Origin of the sequence: Gryllotalpicola reticulitermitis (assembly GCF_042651345.1) — a bacterium.
Taxonomy (GTDB): Bacteria; Actinomycetota; Actinomycetes; order Actinomycetales; family Microbacteriaceae; genus Gryllotalpicola; species Gryllotalpicola reticulitermitis.
In genome coordinates, this window is record NZ_JBHSCN010000006.1 from 396,096 (window position 1) to 412,007 (window position 15,912).

The 15,912-nt window shown below is 68.7% G+C and carries 16 protein-coding genes; 11 read left to right on the forward strand and 5 right to left on the reverse strand.

Annotation, left to right across the window (positions count from 1 at the left end; all coding sequences use genetic code 11):
* Window positions 1–8: 8 nt before the first annotated feature.
* The 6 genes from ACFOYW_RS15220 to lnt all read left to right on the forward strand — a co-directional run bounded on the left by ACFOYW_RS15220 (window position 9) and on the right by lnt (window position 7,187).
* Complete coding sequence (locus tag ACFOYW_RS15220; RefSeq protein ID WP_390230706.1) at window positions 9–1,007, forward strand: helix-turn-helix transcriptional regulator; 999 nt, start codon at window positions 9–11, stop codon at window positions 1,005–1,007.
* Complete coding sequence (locus ACFOYW_RS15225) at window positions 1,004–1,987, forward strand: helix-turn-helix transcriptional regulator (protein WP_390230709.1); 984 nt, start codon at window positions 1,004–1,006, stop codon at window positions 1,985–1,987. The genes ACFOYW_RS15220 and ACFOYW_RS15225 overlap by 4 nt, the downstream gene beginning before the upstream one ends.
* Window positions 1,988–2,053: 66 nt before the next feature.
* Window positions 2,054–2,281 (forward strand): twin-arginine translocase TatA/TatE family subunit, encoded by a 228-nt coding sequence (locus ACFOYW_RS15230; RefSeq protein ID WP_390230712.1) that lies wholly within the window; start codon window positions 2,054–2,056, stop codon window positions 2,279–2,281.
* 3 nt (window positions 2,282–2,284) lie between these two features.
* Window positions 2,285–3,079 (forward strand): twin-arginine translocase subunit TatC, encoded by a 795-nt coding sequence (gene tatC, locus ACFOYW_RS15235; RefSeq protein ID WP_390230714.1) that lies wholly within the window; start codon window positions 2,285–2,287, stop codon window positions 3,077–3,079.
* Window positions 3,080–3,115: 36 nt separating this feature from the next.
* Window positions 3,116–5,548 carry a DEAD/DEAH box helicase gene (locus tag ACFOYW_RS15240; protein ID WP_390230715.1) on the forward strand — a complete coding sequence of 811 codons (2,433 nt, stop codon included), beginning with the start codon at window positions 3,116–3,118 and terminating at the stop codon, window positions 5,546–5,548.
* A 7-nt stretch (window positions 5,549–5,555) separates the two neighbouring features.
* Entirely contained in the window at window positions 5,556–7,187 is a 1,632-nt protein-coding gene (lnt, locus tag ACFOYW_RS15245) for an apolipoprotein N-acyltransferase (protein ID WP_390230720.1), read from the forward strand.
* Between the two features lie 13 nt (window positions 7,188–7,200).
* On the opposite strand, the gene ACFOYW_RS15250 is transcribed toward lnt, so the two are convergent.
* From ACFOYW_RS15250 to ACFOYW_RS15265, 4 genes are all read right to left on the reverse strand, one after another.
* Window positions 7,201–7,563 carry an RNA polymerase-binding protein RbpA gene (locus ACFOYW_RS15250; RefSeq protein WP_390230723.1) on the reverse strand — a complete coding sequence of 121 codons (363 nt, stop codon included), beginning with the start codon at window positions 7,561–7,563 and terminating at the stop codon, window positions 7,201–7,203.
* An 81-nt stretch (window positions 7,564–7,644) separates the two neighbouring features.
* Window positions 7,645–8,379 carry a glycerophosphodiester phosphodiesterase family protein gene (locus ACFOYW_RS15255; RefSeq protein ID WP_390230726.1) on the reverse strand — a complete coding sequence of 245 codons (735 nt, stop codon included), beginning with the start codon at window positions 8,377–8,379 and terminating at the stop codon, window positions 7,645–7,647.
* Between the two features lie 55 nt (window positions 8,380–8,434).
* A complete protein-coding gene (locus ACFOYW_RS15260) occupies window positions 8,435–9,403 on the reverse strand; it encodes an SPFH domain-containing protein (RefSeq protein WP_390230728.1) in 969 nt (322 codons plus the stop codon).
* A gap of 25 nt (window positions 9,404–9,428) precedes the next feature.
* A complete protein-coding gene (locus tag ACFOYW_RS15265; protein WP_390230731.1) occupies window positions 9,429–9,893 on the reverse strand; it encodes an NfeD family protein in 465 nt (154 codons plus the stop codon).
* Window positions 9,894–9,971: 78 nt separating this feature from the next.
* On the opposite strand from ACFOYW_RS15265, the gene ACFOYW_RS15270 reads away from it, so the two are divergent.
* The 3 genes from ACFOYW_RS15270 to ACFOYW_RS15280 are packed head-to-tail and all read left to right on the forward strand — an operon-like array spanning window position 9,972 to window position 13,714.
* Window positions 9,972–10,751, forward strand: a complete 780-nt coding sequence (locus ACFOYW_RS15270; protein WP_390230734.1) for an SDR family oxidoreductase — start codon at window positions 9,972–9,974, stop codon at window positions 10,749–10,751.
* Between the two features lie 5 nt (window positions 10,752–10,756).
* The gene (locus ACFOYW_RS15275) at window positions 10,757–12,754 is read left to right on the forward strand and encodes a S9 family peptidase (RefSeq protein WP_390230737.1); all 1,998 of its coding nucleotides are present in this window, start codon (window positions 10,757–10,759) and stop codon (window positions 12,752–12,754) included.
* Between the two features lie 57 nt (window positions 12,755–12,811).
* Window positions 12,812–13,714, forward strand: coding sequence for an LLM class flavin-dependent oxidoreductase (locus ACFOYW_RS15280; protein ID WP_390230740.1), 903 nt, complete (start codon window positions 12,812–12,814; stop codon window positions 13,712–13,714).
* On the opposite strand, the gene ACFOYW_RS15285 is transcribed toward ACFOYW_RS15280, so the two are convergent.
* On the reverse strand, window positions 13,666–14,283 hold the full coding sequence (locus tag ACFOYW_RS15285) for a dihydrofolate reductase family protein (protein WP_390230743.1): 618 nt from the start codon (window positions 14,281–14,283) through the stop codon (window positions 13,666–13,668). The genes ACFOYW_RS15280 and ACFOYW_RS15285 overlap by 49 nt on opposite strands.
* 127 nt (window positions 14,284–14,410) lie before the next feature.
* On the opposite strand from ACFOYW_RS15285, the gene ACFOYW_RS15290 reads away from it, so the two are divergent.
* Both ACFOYW_RS15290 and ACFOYW_RS15295 read left to right on the forward strand, forming a co-directional pair.
* Window positions 14,411–15,043 (forward strand): ScbR family autoregulator-binding transcription factor, encoded by a 633-nt coding sequence (locus tag ACFOYW_RS15290; protein WP_390230745.1) that lies wholly within the window; start codon window positions 14,411–14,413, stop codon window positions 15,041–15,043.
* A gap of 107 nt (window positions 15,044–15,150) precedes the next feature.
* A complete protein-coding gene (locus tag ACFOYW_RS15295; RefSeq protein WP_390230747.1) occupies window positions 15,151–15,846 on the forward strand; it encodes a hypothetical protein in 696 nt (231 codons plus the stop codon).
* Window positions 15,847–15,912 lie beyond the last annotated feature (66 nt).

The window sequence follows — 15,912 nt, forward strand, 5'->3', positions numbered from 1 at the left end:
TGGGGAACGTGGCCCGCATAATCCCGCCGGAAGAGCGGCAGTTCGCGCTGGTGCTCGCGCTGCTCGCGACCGAGCAGGGGCTCACGAAAGAGCAGATTCTCTCGACCGTCGACGGCTACCACCAGAAGTACGTGCCGGGCGGCGACAACGCGAACCTCGAGCGGCAGTTCGAGCGCGACAAGGACACCCTGCGCGAGCTCGGCGTGCCGCTCGAGACCGTCGACGCGCCCGGTCAGGCCGGCAACAACCAGTTGCAGAGCTACCGCGTGTCGAAGGGCGACTACGAGCTGCCGGACGACATCAGCTTCACGCCCACCGAGTTGTCCCTGCTGCAGCTGGCCGGCACGGTGTGGCGCGAGGGCTCGCTCTCGGGCGACATGCGCCGGGCGATGATCAAGCTGCAGGCGGCCGGTGTCGAGCCCGACGGCCCGATGCTCGGCTACGCGCCGCGGTTGAAGCAGCTCGAGCCGGCGTTCGGCCCCCTGACGCAGGCGATCGAGCGCCACGAGGCGGTGCGCTTCCCGTACCTGCGCCCCGGCCGCGTCGTTGCGCGCACGCACATGATCAAGCCGCTCACCGTGTTCCAGTTCCGCGGGCGGTGGCTGCTGATGGGTCTCGACTTCGCGGATCACAGGCTGAACTTCCTCTTGTCTCGGATCGTGGGCGACGTCACCGCCACCCGCGAGCGATTCGAGCCACCGGCCGGCGATCACGCTGCCGAGGCGCTCTCCGAGCTCGAGAAGCTCTGGGGGCGGCAGACCGCGACCGTGTCGGTCGAGCCCGGCAGCGACGCGGCGATGCGCCTCGGCAAGCGATATGGCGCGACGACCGCCGACGAGCGTGTCCTCGTCGTGCACTACAGCGACCTGGCGCTGCTCGCCGACGAGCTCGCGAGCTACGGGCCCGAGGTCCTCGTGATCGAGCCGGACTCGCTGAAGCAGGCGGTCATCTCTCGGCTCGAGTCGACGGAGTTCGTCCACCGCGCGACCGAGAGCGGTGCCGCATGAGCCCGCGTCCCGCATACGCGGCCGACCGGCTGGCGTTCCTGCTCTCCGTCGTGCCGTACCTCATCGATCACCCCGGCGTGTCGGTGGCGGATGCGGCGGCGCACTTCGCCATTCCCGAGAAGGACATGCGCGCGCAGGTCGAGCGCATCACCGGCATGGGCGTGCCGGGCAGCACGAAGACCTACGGCCCCGAGGACCTCTTCGACATCGACTGGGACGCGCTCGACGAGCGCGACGAGATCTTCATCACCAACCGCGTCGTGATCGACGACGCGCCGCGCTTCTCGGCGCGTGAGGCGGCCGCGTTGATCGCGGGCCTGCAGTATCTGCAGGCGATCCCGGGAACGGCCGACACCGAGGCGCTCGACGGTCTCATCGCGAAGCTGGCGCGGGGAGCATCCGCCACGCCGCCATCGGTTGCGATCGGCAACCCCGTAGCGGATGCCTCGCTCGAGCTGATCCGCGCGGCTCTCGCCACTTCCACGCGCATCGACTTCGACTACCTGAACGCACGGGGGGAGCGCGAGCGGAGGCCCGTCGACCCGTTGCGCCTCGAGAGCCGCGACGACGTGTGGTACCTGCGCGGCTGGTGCCACAAGCGGCGGGAGCTGCGCAACTTCCGCGTCGACCGGATGGCGGATCTCACCGCGACGACGATCCCCGTGCAGCACACGGCGGCGGACGTCGTGCTCTCCGAGACCCTGTTCGACCCGAGCGATCACGACCTCGTCGTCGAGGTGCGCCTCGCGACGAGCGCGATCCCGGGCTTCGCTGAATACCTCCAGAACGGGGGTACGCTCACGCCCGACGGCGAGGGCTTCGTGCGCACACGCATCCGAGTCGCCCATTTTCACAGCCTGAAACGGCTCGTTTCCTCGCTCGCGGGCCTGCTCGTCGTCGTGGGACCACCGGAGGCTCGCCGCGAGGTCGCTGAATGGGCGCTGGCTGGACTCACTCAGTATCGAAGCACGTTCGCATAATGCGTTTAGACTGCTCGGGATACCCGCACTAGGCATCACACTCAAACCCCTGCAAAAGGAAAAACCATGGGCTTCTTCAGAGATCTTGGCGGTCTTCACCTGCTGATCATCGTGCTCATCCTCGTGCTGTTGTTCGGAGCATCGCGGCTCCCGGCAGTATCGAAGGGCATCGCTCAGTCTGTCCGCGTCTTCCGCAAGGAAGTCGCCAAGAAGAACGACGAGGACGAGGGCAGCGTGGCCCGTTCGACCGAGTCGACGACGACGACCACCACCCCCAGCGACGACAAGAAGTAAGCCGTGAGCCCGTCCACCAAGGCCGGGCGCGCCTCGAGGGACACCGACGGGCGGATGTCGCTCGGTGAGCACCTCATCGAGTTCCGCAATCGTGCGATGATCGCCGCCGCCGGGATTCTGGTCGCGGCGGTCATCGGCTGGTTTCTTCAGCCCTTCGTGTGGTCTGCCCTCAGCGAGCCGATCCACCAGATCGCGCGCCACCGCGACGCGACGATCAACTACCCGTCCCTCACGGCCGCGTTCGACCTGCGCATGCAGCTGTCGATCTACATCGGCATCATCATCTCGAGCCCGCTCTGGCTCTACCAGATCTTCGCGTTCCTGACCCCAGGGCTCACGGGCAAGGAGAAGCGGTACGTCTTCGGCTTCTTCTTCTCCGCGATCCCGCTGTTCCTCGGCGGGTGCGCGTTCGGCTGGTACGTGACACCGCACATCGTGACGCTGTTCGCGAGCTTCGCGCCCACGCAGGACGCGACGATCCTGACCGCGAGCGACTACTTCAGCTTCGTCCTGAAGCTCGTGCTCGCGGTGGGCGTGGCGTTCGTCACGCCGGTGTTCATCGTGCTGCTCAACATGATCGGCATCCTGTCCGCGCGCGCCATCTGGAAGGCATGGCGCTGGGCGATCCTCGGCGCGATCCTGTTCGCGGCGCTCGCGACGCCGTCGACCGACGTGATCTCGATGATGATGCTGGCCGTTCCGCTCATCGTGCTCTACTTCGGTGCGGCGAGCTTCGCGTGGCTGCACGACAAGCGGAAGGCGCAGTCGGCCGCGAAGTTCGACGCGGAGTTCGCGTAAGGCTGCATGACAGCACGCTCGCCTAGCATTGGCAGCGTGACCGACCACCTCTCGCCGTCCGAGCGCTTCGCGGCCGCGAGGACCCGCTCCCGGTCGCCGCAGCTCGACGATTTCCGCGCGCTGCTGCGCTTCGACCTCGACCCCTTCCAGCTCGACGCGTGCGCGAGCCTCGAGGCGGGCCGCAGCGTGCTGGTGGCCGCCCCCACGGGCGCCGGCAAAACCGCCATCGCCGAGTTCGCGGTGCACCTCGCGATGTCGACCCCCGACGAGAAGGTCTTCTACACGGCTCCGATGAAGGCGCTGTCGAATCAGAAGTACAACGAGCTCGTCGAGCGGTACGGCGCCGAAGACGTCGGTCTGCTCACCGGCGACACGAATGTGAACTCGCGGGCCCGCGTCGTCGTCATGACGACCGAGGTGCTGCGCAACATGCTCTACGCCGGCTCGGACCTGCTGCCCGGCCTCGCCTACGTGGTGATGGACGAGGTGCACTATCTCGCCGACCGTTTCCGCGGTGCCGTCTGGGAAGAGGTCATCATCCACCTGCCGCAGCAGGTGCGGCTCGTGTCGCTGTCGGCGACCGTGAGCAACGCCGAAGAGTTCGGCGACTGGCTGCAGGCGGTCCGCGGCGACACCGACGTCATCGTGTCGGAGGAACGGCCCGTGCCGCTCGACCAGCATGTGCTCGTGCGGTCGAAGCTCGTCGACCTGTTCGAGGGTGCCGGCCGCGACTCCGCCATCAAGGTCAACCCCGAGCTCGTTCAGCTCGCGCGGGCGGGCGGCAGGCCGTCCGGCGGGCGTGCCGCCTCCGATCGCGGCCGCCGTCACGGCGCGGCGTTCGCCGGGCACGGCTTCCGCATGGACCGCGCTGAACTGGTCGGCCTGCTCGACAGCAGGCGCCTGCTGCCCGCGATCTTCTTCGTGTTCAGCCGCAACGGCTGCGACCAGGCGGTGCAGCAGGTGCTGCGCGCGGGCATCCGTCTCACGGAAGGCTGGGAGCGCGAGGAGATCAGGCAACTGGTCGAGGAGCGCACCCGCACGCTGCTCGATGAGGATCTCGCGGTGCTCGGCTACTGGGAATGGCTCGAGGGCCTGCAGCGCGGCGTGGCGGCACACCACGCGGGGCTGCTTCCCGCCTTCAAAGAGGTCGTCGAAGAGCTCTTCCAGCGCAAGCTCGTGAAGGTGGTGTTCGCGACAGAGACACTGGCGCTCGGCATCAACATGCCCGCGCGCACCGTGGTGCTCGAGAAGCTCGAGAAGTTCAACGGTGAGGCCCGCGTGCCGATCACCCCCGGGGAGTACACGCAGCTGACGGGCCGCGCCGGGCGTCGCGGCATCGACGTCGAGGGCCACTCGGTGATCCAGTGGGTGGCCGGCATGGACCCGCAAGCGGTCGCGGCGCTCGCATCACGCCGTTCGTACCCCCTGAACTCGAGCTTCCGGCCGACCTACAACATGGCGGTCAATCTGATCGAGCAGTTCGGGCGCGAGCGCACTCGCGAGGTGCTCGAGTCGTCGTTCGCCCAGTTCCAGGCCGACCGGGCGGTCGTCGATCTCGCGCGCACCGTGCGCAAGCGTGAGGAGTCCCTCGCAGGCTACGAGAAAGCCATGCAGTGCCATCTCGGCGACTTCGCCGAGTATGCCGCGCTGCGCCGCCGGGTGAGCGACCTCGAGAAGCAGAACGCGAAGATGCGCGGCGAGTCGAACGCGGCCAAGGCGCGACTGCAGCACGAGCTCTCCGCGGTGCGCACCGACATGCGCCACCACCCGTGCCACGGGTGTTCCGAGCGTGAGCATCACGCCCGCTGGGCCGAGCGGTGGTGGCGACTGAAGCGGGAAACCGACCAGCTCAACTCGCAGATCCGCAGCCGCACCGGTGCGGTGGCCCGGGTCTTCGACCGCGTCAGCGAGGTGCTGCTCGAGATCGACTACCTGCGGGTCGGCGACGACGGGCAGACGAAGCTCACCGTGCACGGCCGCCGGCTCAGGCGCATCTACGGCGAGCGCGACCTGCTCGTCGCGGAATCCCTGCGCCACGGCCTGTGGGACGGACTGGATGCCCCGAGCCTCGCGGCGATGGCGTGCGCCCTCGTCTTCGAGCCGCGCCGTGACGAGGTCGACGTGCCCGAGCGCTTCCTGCCGAAGGGGCGATTCCGCGAAGCGCTCGACGCGACGCAGAAGCTCTGGGCCGAGCTCGACGATCTTGAGCGCGAGCATCGGCTCGCGGGCAGCGACCCTCTGTCGATCGGGCTCACGCCCGCGATGCACGCCTGGGCCCGCGGCCAGAGTCTCGAGCGGGTGCTTGAGCAGGCCGAGCTGGCGGCCGGCGATTTCGTGCGGTGGTCGAAGCAGACCATCGATCTGCTGGATCAGCTGTCGATGGTCGCCGACGGTCAGCTCGGCCGCACGGCCCGGCAGGCGCTCGACTCGGTGCGGCGCGGCATCGTCGCGTATTCGAGCGTGGGTTAGCAGACGGATGCTTCGCAAGCTCGAGCCGCGGAGACGCGCGGCGGCCGGCGAGCGGCGGCGCCCCCCGCACCCGTTGTTCACCGCCCGCACGGGTCATGGCCTTCCGCTGTGGGCGGCGCTGATCTGCTCGGCGGCCGGCGGGGTCGTCTTCGACGGTGCGTTCCCGGCCCTCTCGTGGTGGCCGCTCGTCTTTCCCGGCGTCGCGCTGCTGCTGTACGCCCAGCAGGGCCGCAGAGCCTGGAGCGCGCTCCTCGTCGGTTTCGTGGGCGGTCTCGCGTTCTTCCTCACCGACGTGGCGTGGACCGGGCTGTACCTCGGGCCCGCGCCGTGGCTGGCTCTCTCAGCCACTGAGGGCGCACTCTGGGCGGTCGGCGCGCTGCTGTACACGCTCGCCTACCGTTTCGTGCCGCGCGCCATACCGGGGCGTCTCGGGCGCCTCGTGGTGCTTCCGATAGTGCTCGCGGGACTCTGGACGCTTCGCGAGCTCGTGACCGACCACTGGCCCTTCACGGGCTTCGCGTGGGGTCGCGTCGCCTATACCCAGTCGGCGAGCCCGTTCACCCACCTCGTCGCCTATGTCGGGGTCGCCGGGCTGAGCTTTCTGCTCGTCTGGGTGACGGCGTTCGCGATCGCGTTCGCTCAGGAGGGCGGTCTCACGTGGGCAACACGCGCCCTCGTTCCCATCGTGAGCGCCCTGGCACTCGCATCCGTACCCGCTCTTCCGAGCAGCGCCCACGGCACCACTCGCGTGGCCGCGGTGCAGGGCAACGGGCCTGCCGGCTACTTTCAACCTCATCGACTCGGCGACGTCGAGGAGGCACAGCTCGACGCCACTCTTCCGCTCTTGCAGAAGGGCAAGTTCAGCATGGTGGTCTGGCCGGAGGGCAGCGCCGACCTCGACCCGCTCGCGAACGCGAGCAGCGCCGCGGTGCTGAGCGCGTTCTCGAAGGCGCTCGGCGCGCCGCTCGTCGTCGGTGCGATCACCGACGCGGGGCCGAAGACGTACAACTCGTCGCTGCTGTGGGACGGCACGGGCAAGCTCGCGCAGTACGACAAGCAGCTTCCGGTGCCGTTCGGGGAGTACATACCCGACCGGGCGTTCTTCCATCTGCTGGCGCCGCACCTCGTCGACCTCGTGCAGCGCGGCTACTCGCCGGGCACTCGGCCGAACGTGTTCGACATCAACGGAATCAAGGCCGGCATCTCGATCTGCTTCGACATCACCGACGACCGGCAGATCCCGCAGATGATCGACGGGGGAGCGCAGCTCATCCTCGCTCAGACGAACAACGCCGACTTCGGCCGCACCGAGGAGAACGTGCAGCAGCTCGCGATCGCACGCATGCGCGCGGTCGAGGCCGATCGGTCGGTCGTCAACATTTCCACGGTGGGCACGAGTCAGATCATCGGCCCGACGGGTCGCACGATCACCTCGACTGCGGCGTACAAGCCGGGCACTCTCGTGGCCGAGGTTCCGCTCGCGACGGGCATCACCCCGGCCGTGCGCCTCGGCTCGGGCCTGGAGCTCGGCGCTGCGACGCTCGGGGGAGCGGGGCTGATCGGATGCTTCGTGCTGTTGCTCGCACGACGAAAGGACCGGGCCCTGACGGACCCGGCCCTCACAAAACTCAACCGCTGACGATGCCGGTCGACTACGCCTGCTGTTCCTGCCCACGGCGGGACCGCAGGTAGTTGAGGCGCTCCTGGAGGAGCTCCTCGAGCTCGGCCTCGGTGCGACGTTCGAGCAGCATGTCCCAGTGGCTGCGCGCGGCCTTGGCCTCGGCACGGTCCACCTCGACAGGCTTGTCGTCGATCAGCAGGGTGGCGTCGCGTCCGCAGTACCGGCACTCCCAGGTGTCAGGGGCGTCGGCCTCGGCCGCGAAGACCATGGCGGTCTCGCGGCCGCAGTGGGAACAGACGTACGTATAGCTGGCACGCGGCGAGAAGCTGACGCCCTCTTCGCTCTGCAAGCTCTGAGCTCCAAGCCTCATACCGCGCAGGCTACGATCTGCCATCAGGACTCCTTCACGCTTCGAGACGTATTCGTTGGACGGAACGTCCTCGCGTTCACTGGGCTTCCCAGTGAAGCGATAGACTCAGGGGTTTGCCAGGTCCTTGACAACCCTCACAGCAAGATCTGCGCGATCGGTCACGATGCCGTCGACGCCCTGGACGATGAGCCGCCGCATGTCGTTCTCATCGTTGACCACCCACACGTGCACCTCGACCCCGGCACGGCGCACCGCGTCGATGAAGCGCGGTGTGACGACGCGCAACGGCCCACGCCGCTCGGGCACCTGCACCGCGTCGACACCGCCGAGCGCGGTGCGGACGAGGAAGCCAAGGCCGAGCCACGCCCCGATCAGGGCGAGGATCACCCCGCGCTGCGACGCGGAACTCGCCACCGCGTGCTCGCCGCCGAGCGCCGCAACGGTCGCCGCGCGCGTCGCGTCGTCGAAGCTGGTGACGAGCACCCGCTGCGACGCGTTGGTGGCGATGATGGCGCGCGCCGTGGCCTGCGCGGCAGCACGAGTCTTGACGTCGAGATTGAAGCGAGCGTCGGGGAATCCGTCGAGCGCCTCGGCGAGCGTCGAGTAGCTCTGCCCTTCGCCGAGATCGACCTTGGCCAGTTCGGCTTTCGTGAGCTGGGAGATCCGCTCGGGACGCCCGGTGAGTCGCTTGAGCCCGGGGTCGTGGCTGATGACGGCGACACCGTCGGCAGACACGTGGACATCGGTCTCGATGTAGTCCGCGCCGGCCGCCAGCGCCTTCGCGAACGCGAGCAGGGTGTTCTCGGGAGCGTCGGTCGCGAGGCCGCGGTGCGCGAACACGCGGGGCGTGCCCGGTGCGAAGAAACCGCGGTCGCGGCCGGTGCGGGCCAGAGCGCTAGTCCTTCGGAGATTCCGGCGCGGGCGCGACCGGCGGTGCGGCCTGCGCCGCGGCGGCACCGGTCGACTCGGCCGCGCCGCCCGGAAGTTTCGGACCGAACGCTGCACCGATGCCGCCGAGCGCCTTGGTGAGCTCGGCCGGAATCATCCAGACCTTGTTGGCCTGCCCGTTCGCGATCTGGGGCAGCGTCTGAAGGTACTGATAGGTAAGCAGCAGGTCGTCGGGCTTTCCCGCGTGGATGGCGGTGAAGACCGTGCCGATCGCCTGGCCCTCGCCCTCCGCCCGCAGGATCGCCGACTGCTTGTCGCCCTCGGCGCGGAGAATCGCGGCCTGCTTGAAGCCCTCCGCGTTGAGGATCTCGGACTGCTTCGTGCCCTCGGCGGTCAGGATCGCGGCGCGGCGGCTGCGCTCCGCGCGCATCTGCTGCTCCATCGAGTCCTTGATCGATGCGGGCGGGTCGATCGACTTGAGCTCGACGCGTCCGACGCGGATGCCCCACTTGCCCGTCGCCTCGTCGAGGACGATGCGCAGCTGCGAGTTGATGTTGTCGCGGCTCGTCAGCACCTCTTCGAGGTTGAGGCCACCGACGACGTTACGCAGCGTCGTGGTCGTGAGCTGCTCGACGGCCGCGAGGTAGTTCGCGATCTCGTAGGTGGCGGCTCGGGCATCCGTCACCTGGAAGTAGATGACCGTGTCGATCGAAACCACGAGGTTGTCCTCGGTGATCACGGGCTGCGGCGGGAACGAGACGACCTGCTCGCGCAGGTCGATGAGGGGCCGGAGGTGGTCGACGTAGGGGATGAGCAGGTTGAGGCCGGGCAGCAGCGTCTTGTGGTAGCGGCCGAGCCGCTCGACCACGCCGGCGCGCGCCTGCGGAACGATGCGGATCGCGCGGAACAGCGTCACCAGTACGAAAATGACGACGACGATGATGACGACCAGCACGATGACGGTCTCTGCGCTCATGGCGCCCTTTCTGTTGTGAGCCGCGTCAGCTGAGCTGAGCGCCGCTCGATTCGGGTTCGATGATGACGGATGCCCCGTCCACCGCGAGCACACGCACACCGGCGCCCGGCTGCAGCACCATCTGAATGCCCTCGGGCACGCGTGCACTCCAGGTCTCGCCGTTGCCGAGCTTGACCTGGCCGCTGGTCTCCGTGACGGGGATCAGCACATGCCCTGTGCTGCCGATGATCGCATCGATGTTGCTCTTCGTCGGATCGGAACTGCGCCTCAGCAGGTTCAGGAACCGCGGACGCAGCAGGAACGTGCCGAGCACGGCGATGATCGCCGCGATCACGGTGGCGAGCCACCACGGCGCGCCGAGCAGCTCGGCGACCAGGCCGCCGAGCGAGCCCAGTGCGAGCAGCATGAACTCGATCTCCGCCGTCATCATCGCGACGGCGACGAAGACGACGATGAGGCCGGCCCAGATAACCCACTCGAACCCAGCCATGATGGCCACGATATCCGCATTGGTATCGTCGCAGGTGGGAATCTTTTTCCCAGTTCTCACCGCCAATTGGAGAAGCTCGTGACCAATCCTCTCGCCCCCGGCTCACTCGCAGGCAAGCGCATTCTCGTGACCGGCTCGAGCCGCGGCATCGGCGCCGACACGGTGTCCTACTTCGCGGAGGCCGGTGCCCGGGTCGTCATCAACTACCGGAACAAGGAAGCCCGGGCCGTCAAGCTGCAGGCCCAGCTCGCTGAGAAGGGTGCCGAGGCGCTGGTGATCGGCGCGGACCTCACCGATCAGGCATCCGTCGCCCAGCTGTTCGAGAAGGTGAAGGAAGCGTGGGGTGGGCTCGACGTCCTCGTGCTGAACGCCTCCGGCGGCATGGAGGCCGACATGGGCGAGGACTACGCGCTGCGCCTCAACCGCGACGCGCAGGTGAACGTGCTGCAGGCGGCGCTGCCGCTGCTCAACCCGGGCAGCCGCGTGGTGTTCGTCACGAGCCACCAGGCCCACTTCATCCGCACGACGCCGACCATGCCCGAGTACGTGGCCGTGGCGACCTCGAAGCGTGCCGGCGAGGACGCGCTGCGCGAGCACATTCCCGAGCTCGAGACGCGCGGCGTCGAGTTCGTCGTCGTCTCCGGCGACATGATCGAGGGCACGATCACCGCGACGCTGCTCAACCGCATGAACCCGGCCGCCATCGAGCAGCGACGCGAGGCCGCCGGCAAGCTGTACAACGTCGCCGAGTTCGCCGCGGAGGTGGCGCTCGCCGCCGTCGAGCCGGTGGGGGCCGATCACACGCGCCTCGTGGGCGACACCACCGGATTCGAAGCCGACGAGCGCGCGGGGGAGTAGCGATCGTGCAGCCGAGCGACCTGCCGCTGATCAACTCCGTCTCCGCGCCCTCAGTGCATCCCCGCGGTGGCGTGGCCGTGGTCGCCGTCACGCGGCCCGACCTCGACGCGGACGCATACGTCGGCCAGCTGTGGATCGTGCCGCTGTCCGCGCACGGCGGCAATGCGTTCCGCTTGACGCGCGGCTTCCGCGACACGGAGCCGCAGTTCTCGCCCAGCGGCCGGCTGATCGCGTTCCTGCGAGCCGCGCCGGGAGTGCCCCCGCAGCTCTACGTCGTCGACGCGGGCGGCGGGGAACCCGTGCAGGTCACGGACCGCAAGCTCGGCGTCAGCGCGCTTGCCTGGTCGCCCGACGGCGCGAACCTCGCGTTCGCTAGCCGCGAGCCCGAGCCCGGCAGGTACGGCACGGTCGAGGGCGTCGGGGCGGATGCTGAGCCGCCCCGACGCTTCGACACCTTCAACCGCACCGCCAACGGTCTCGGCTACTACCGCGACCGACCCGAGCTGCTGTTCATCGTGCGGGTGCCCGACGTGCAGGCCGAGCCGGTCGTGCAGCCCGTCGCCTCCGCGTCGGGGCCGGCCGAGCCGCGCCCTGTCGTCGCCGAGCCGCGGCGCGTGTCACAGCACGAGGTCGATCACGGCGCCTTCGCCTTCTCACCTGACGGCGAGACCATCGCGGCGGTGGCGTCGGTGCACCCGACGCGTGACGAAGACCTCATTTCGAGCGTCGTGCTGCTCCCCGCCTCGGGCGACGGCGACGCGGTCGACGCCACCATCTCTCACGGCTCTTTCCAGATCGACACCCTTCGCTACGGCGACGACGGGCGGCTCTTCTTCCTTGCCTCCGACCTCGGCGAAGACGGCCTCGACTTCGTGGGCCGGAACTCGTCGCTGTACGTGATCGACGAACCGGCGGCCGCGCCGCGCCGTCTCACCGATCCCGCGCAGTACGACATCGGCAGTGGCGGCACGCAGCCGGTGATCGTGCCACGACCCGAGGGCTCGGTGCTGGTCGTCGACGGCAGGCGCGGTACCCACCAGCTGCTGCGCGTCGACGTGTCGGGGGCGGTCACGTCCCTGACCGCGGGCGACATCGACATCAGCGGGGCGGATGCCGGAGGCCCGGCGATCGTCGTCTCCTATGCCGACCCGGGCAGCTACGGTGACGTGGGTGTCATCGAGTCGGACGGCCTGCGGAGACTGACGGATTTCTCCGCGCAGCTGCGCGCGACCGGCGTCGCCACGCCGTTCGAGCTCGAGACGGCGAGCGCTGACGGGTACCCGGTGCACGGCTGGGTCGCCGTGCCCGAGGGCGACGGTCCGCACCCCGTCCTGCTCATGATCCATGGCGGCCCGTTCGCCGAATACGGCGTGCACCTGTTCGACGAGACGCAGGTTCTCGTCGGCGCGGGTTACGCGGTCGTGTACTGCAATCCGCGGGGCAGCCGTGGGTACGGGGAGAGCCACGGGCGAAGCATCCGCCATGCCATGGGCACCGTCGATCTCGACGACGTGCTCGCGTTCTTCGACGCGGCCATCGCCGCAGACCCGCGCCTCGACGGCTCGCGCACGGGTATTCTCGGCGGGTCGTACGGCGGCTATCTCACCGCGTGGACGATCGCGCACGACCATCGGTGGAGCGCCGCCATCGTCGAGCGGGGCTACCTCGACCCCGAGTACTTCGTCGGCACGAGTGACATCGGCTCGTTCTTCAGCGATCAGTACGTGGGGGAGGAGCGCGCGCACATCGACGAGCAGAGCCCGCAGGCGAAGGTCGGACAGGTGACCACGCCGACACTCGTGCTGCACTCGGAGCAGGATCTGCGCTGTCCGCTTGGTCAAGCCGAGCGGTACTACCACTCGCTCAAGCGGAACGGCATCGAGACCGAGCTGGTCGTCTTCCCAGGGGAGAACCACGAATTGAGTCGCGGCGGCAGGCCGCGCCACCGGCTGCAGCGCTTCGAGGTCATCCTCGACTGGTGGGCGCGGCATCTGCCGGTCTAACGGCCCGCCTGGCGCGCAGCCCGATGGCATGTCGGTGGCGAGCCGTACCGTGGTGCCATGACCTCGCTCGGCATGATCTTCCAGCCATCCTCGGCACCCGAAAGACTGCCCGAGGCGGCGAGAGCCGCGGAGCACGCCGGGCTCGACGAGCTGTGGGTCTGGGAAGACTGCTTCAAGCAGAGCGGCGTCGCGTCGGTCGTCGCGGCGCTCGCCGCCACCGAGCGGCTTCGGGTCGGGGTCGGAATCCTGCCGATGCCGCTGCGCAATGTCGCACTCCTCGCGATGGAGCTCGCGACGATCGAACGGCTGTATCCACGGCGCGCCCGTGTCGGCGTCGGGCACGGCGTGCTCGAGTGGATGGGGCAGGCGGGTGCACGGGTCGCGTCACCGCTCAGCTTGATGCGCGAATACGTGCCGGCGCTGCGCGGCCTGCTCACGGGTGACGAGCTGAACGTCTCGGGGCGCTACGTCGAGCTCGATCGTGTTCGGCTCACGTGGCCGCCGGAGTCGGCCGTGCCGGTCCTTGCCGCGGCCGAGGGGCCGAAGACGACAGCGCTGGTCGGCGAGGTCGCCGACGGGCTCGTGCTGACCGGCGGGTGGAGCGCGAACATGGTGCATGAGAGCGTCGATCGAGCCCGCGCCGCGCGAGAGGGTGCCGGTGTGGCGGGGGCGTTCGAGGTCGTCGTGTTCCTGATGACCGAGTTCGGTGACGGCGCCCGCGAGCGTATGGCGGCGGAGTTCGACCGCTGGAACTTCACGGGGGACAGGCGCTATGCGGCGCTCGGCTCACCGGAATCCGTCGCGCAGACCGTGCTCGAGGTGATGGCAGCAGGGGCGACCACCGTGCTTCTGCAGTCGCGCTCCGATGCCGCCGACATCGACGCGTTCGCCGAGAACGCGGGGCGAGTGCGTCAGTCCGTCATGTCAGCGGTCTCGGGCTCGCCGTCCACGAGCGCGTAGTGCAGGGCGACGACACCCGCGGGGGAGGTGACCGCGGGTTCGGTGAGGCGCAGCGAGGTGGGCACCGCGCCATCCGCGAAGATCCGTTTTCCGCTGCCGAGAAGCACTGGATACACCCAGAGGTTCAACCGGTCGAAGAGCTGCTCGTGCAGCAGGGTCTGCACGAAGTCGAGGCTGCCGATCACGTGAATGTTCTGATGGCGGCTGCGAAGCTCGGCAACGGACTTCGTTATGTCAAGAGAGAGCAGTTCCGAGCCGGCCCAGTCGAGCGCGAGGGCACTTCGCGACGCCACATACTTGGGCACACGGTTGAACAGCGACGCGATCGGGTTGTCGGGGTCCGTCCGCAGCGGCCAGTAGCTCGCGAAGATGTCGTAGGTGCGCCGGCCGAGCAGCAGCGCATCGAGGCCGTCCATGCCCGCGAGGACCTGCGAGCCGACGAGCTCATCGCTCAGCGGCGCCTGCCAGCCGCCGAACCGGAAACCCCCGTCGAGATCCTCCTCACGGCGCCCCGGGGCTTGAGCGACGAAATCGAGCGACGTGAACAGATCGATGTGAATCTCACCCACAGCCCGAGCATGGCTCATGCGCGCGCTCGCCGCCAGGCATCCGATGTGCAGTGGTGGCGCCTGCTGCGGGTCGGGCAGAGATTGCTGCTGTCGCCTGTCGTCGGCTCGGCTTTAGGCTGAGGCCACTATGCCTGACCCGAACGTCATCCCGCGCCGTGATGCGTTCATTCAAGCGGCCGCCGCCGAGTTCGACAAAGCCGGCTACGCCGCAGCCTCGCTTTCGACGATCGCCGCGCGAGTCGGGAAGACGAAGGGCGCGATGCGATATCACTTCGCGTCGAAGGCAGCGCTTGCCCGCGCGGTGATCGAAACGCAGTACGCGCAATGGGAAGACGTTCTGGCGGCAGTGCGCGCGGGGGGCTACAACGGCATCGATGCGCTGATCGTGCTCGCCTTCGTCGTCGCGGCGCGGTTCCGTGACGACGTGCTGGTGCGCGCCGCCCTGAGCTTGCTCGGCGACCCCGGGCTGCAGGGCGTGGAGCTGCCGACGCCGTTCGTCGGGTGGATCGACATGACGACGCGCCTGCTCGCCGAGGCCGGTTCTCTCGGGGAGCTCGATTCCGTCCTCGACGCCGAGGCGGCTGCCGAAGTGCTCGTCGAAGTGTTCGCTGGAGCGCAGGACGCCGCGAGGCGACTCACCAACATGCAGGACCTCGAACTGCGGGTATGGAGATACTGGCTGCTGTGCCTGCCAGGGCTTGGCATTCACGACGGAGCGGAACGGGTGCCGCGCCTCGCCGAGGACGCAGCCCGATACTGAGTCGAGCAGCAGGTCTCGCTCACGAAGCTCGCCCGACGAGCGCCTCCTTCGCGTGTCGGCAGAAGATGCGACTGGTCGTCTTGCGGCGCCGCTGATTCGATGCTTCTATGCACCCCGCCGCCCTCCGTCGGACCGTTGCCGCCGTCATTGCTGGGGCCCTTCTTGGCACGGTCGGCCTCACCGTCACCGGGTGCTCGGCCACCACCGATTCGCCTCACGCGTCGAACACCCCGGCGCCCAACTGGTACGACACCCAGTGGGGCAGCTTCGCCCCGGCAACGGTCACGGGCTCGGGTGACAAGATCATCAGTCTCCCCGCGCAAGGCGGCATCGCGACCTTCACGACCACAAGCCCGCACTACGCCGTCGAAGAACTCCTGACCGTCGACGGCAAGTACGTCGAGGCGGCCGAGCTGTTCAACGATCAGCCCGACGCGGGGAAGCAGGGCGGCACGTCCGCCTGGGGCCTGCCGATCGCGAGCGGGCCGACCAAGCTCGAGATCAGGGCGACCGGCGCATGGAAGATCTCGCTCGCCCCGTTCAGCTCAGCCCCCGAGTTGACCGCCGCCGGAGCGAGCGGCACCGGCTACGGCGTGTTTCGCTACGACGGCCCGGCAGGCACCTGGCACACCACCTACGACGGGCCGGCCGAAGAGGGCTGGTTCAATCTCATGCAATACAGCGCCGGCAACCCGAACGGGAACATCAGCGACGGATCGAAGCGATTCGCCGGCGCGTCGATCGTGGTGATCCAGGCGGACGGCGGCTGGACCTCGACGAAGGCCGACTGGACGATCAAGTAGTTGCCGAGTGACGGGCGCCCGCGGCCATCGTGGAATCGAGGCACAGCATGATCGTTTGAGGATTCT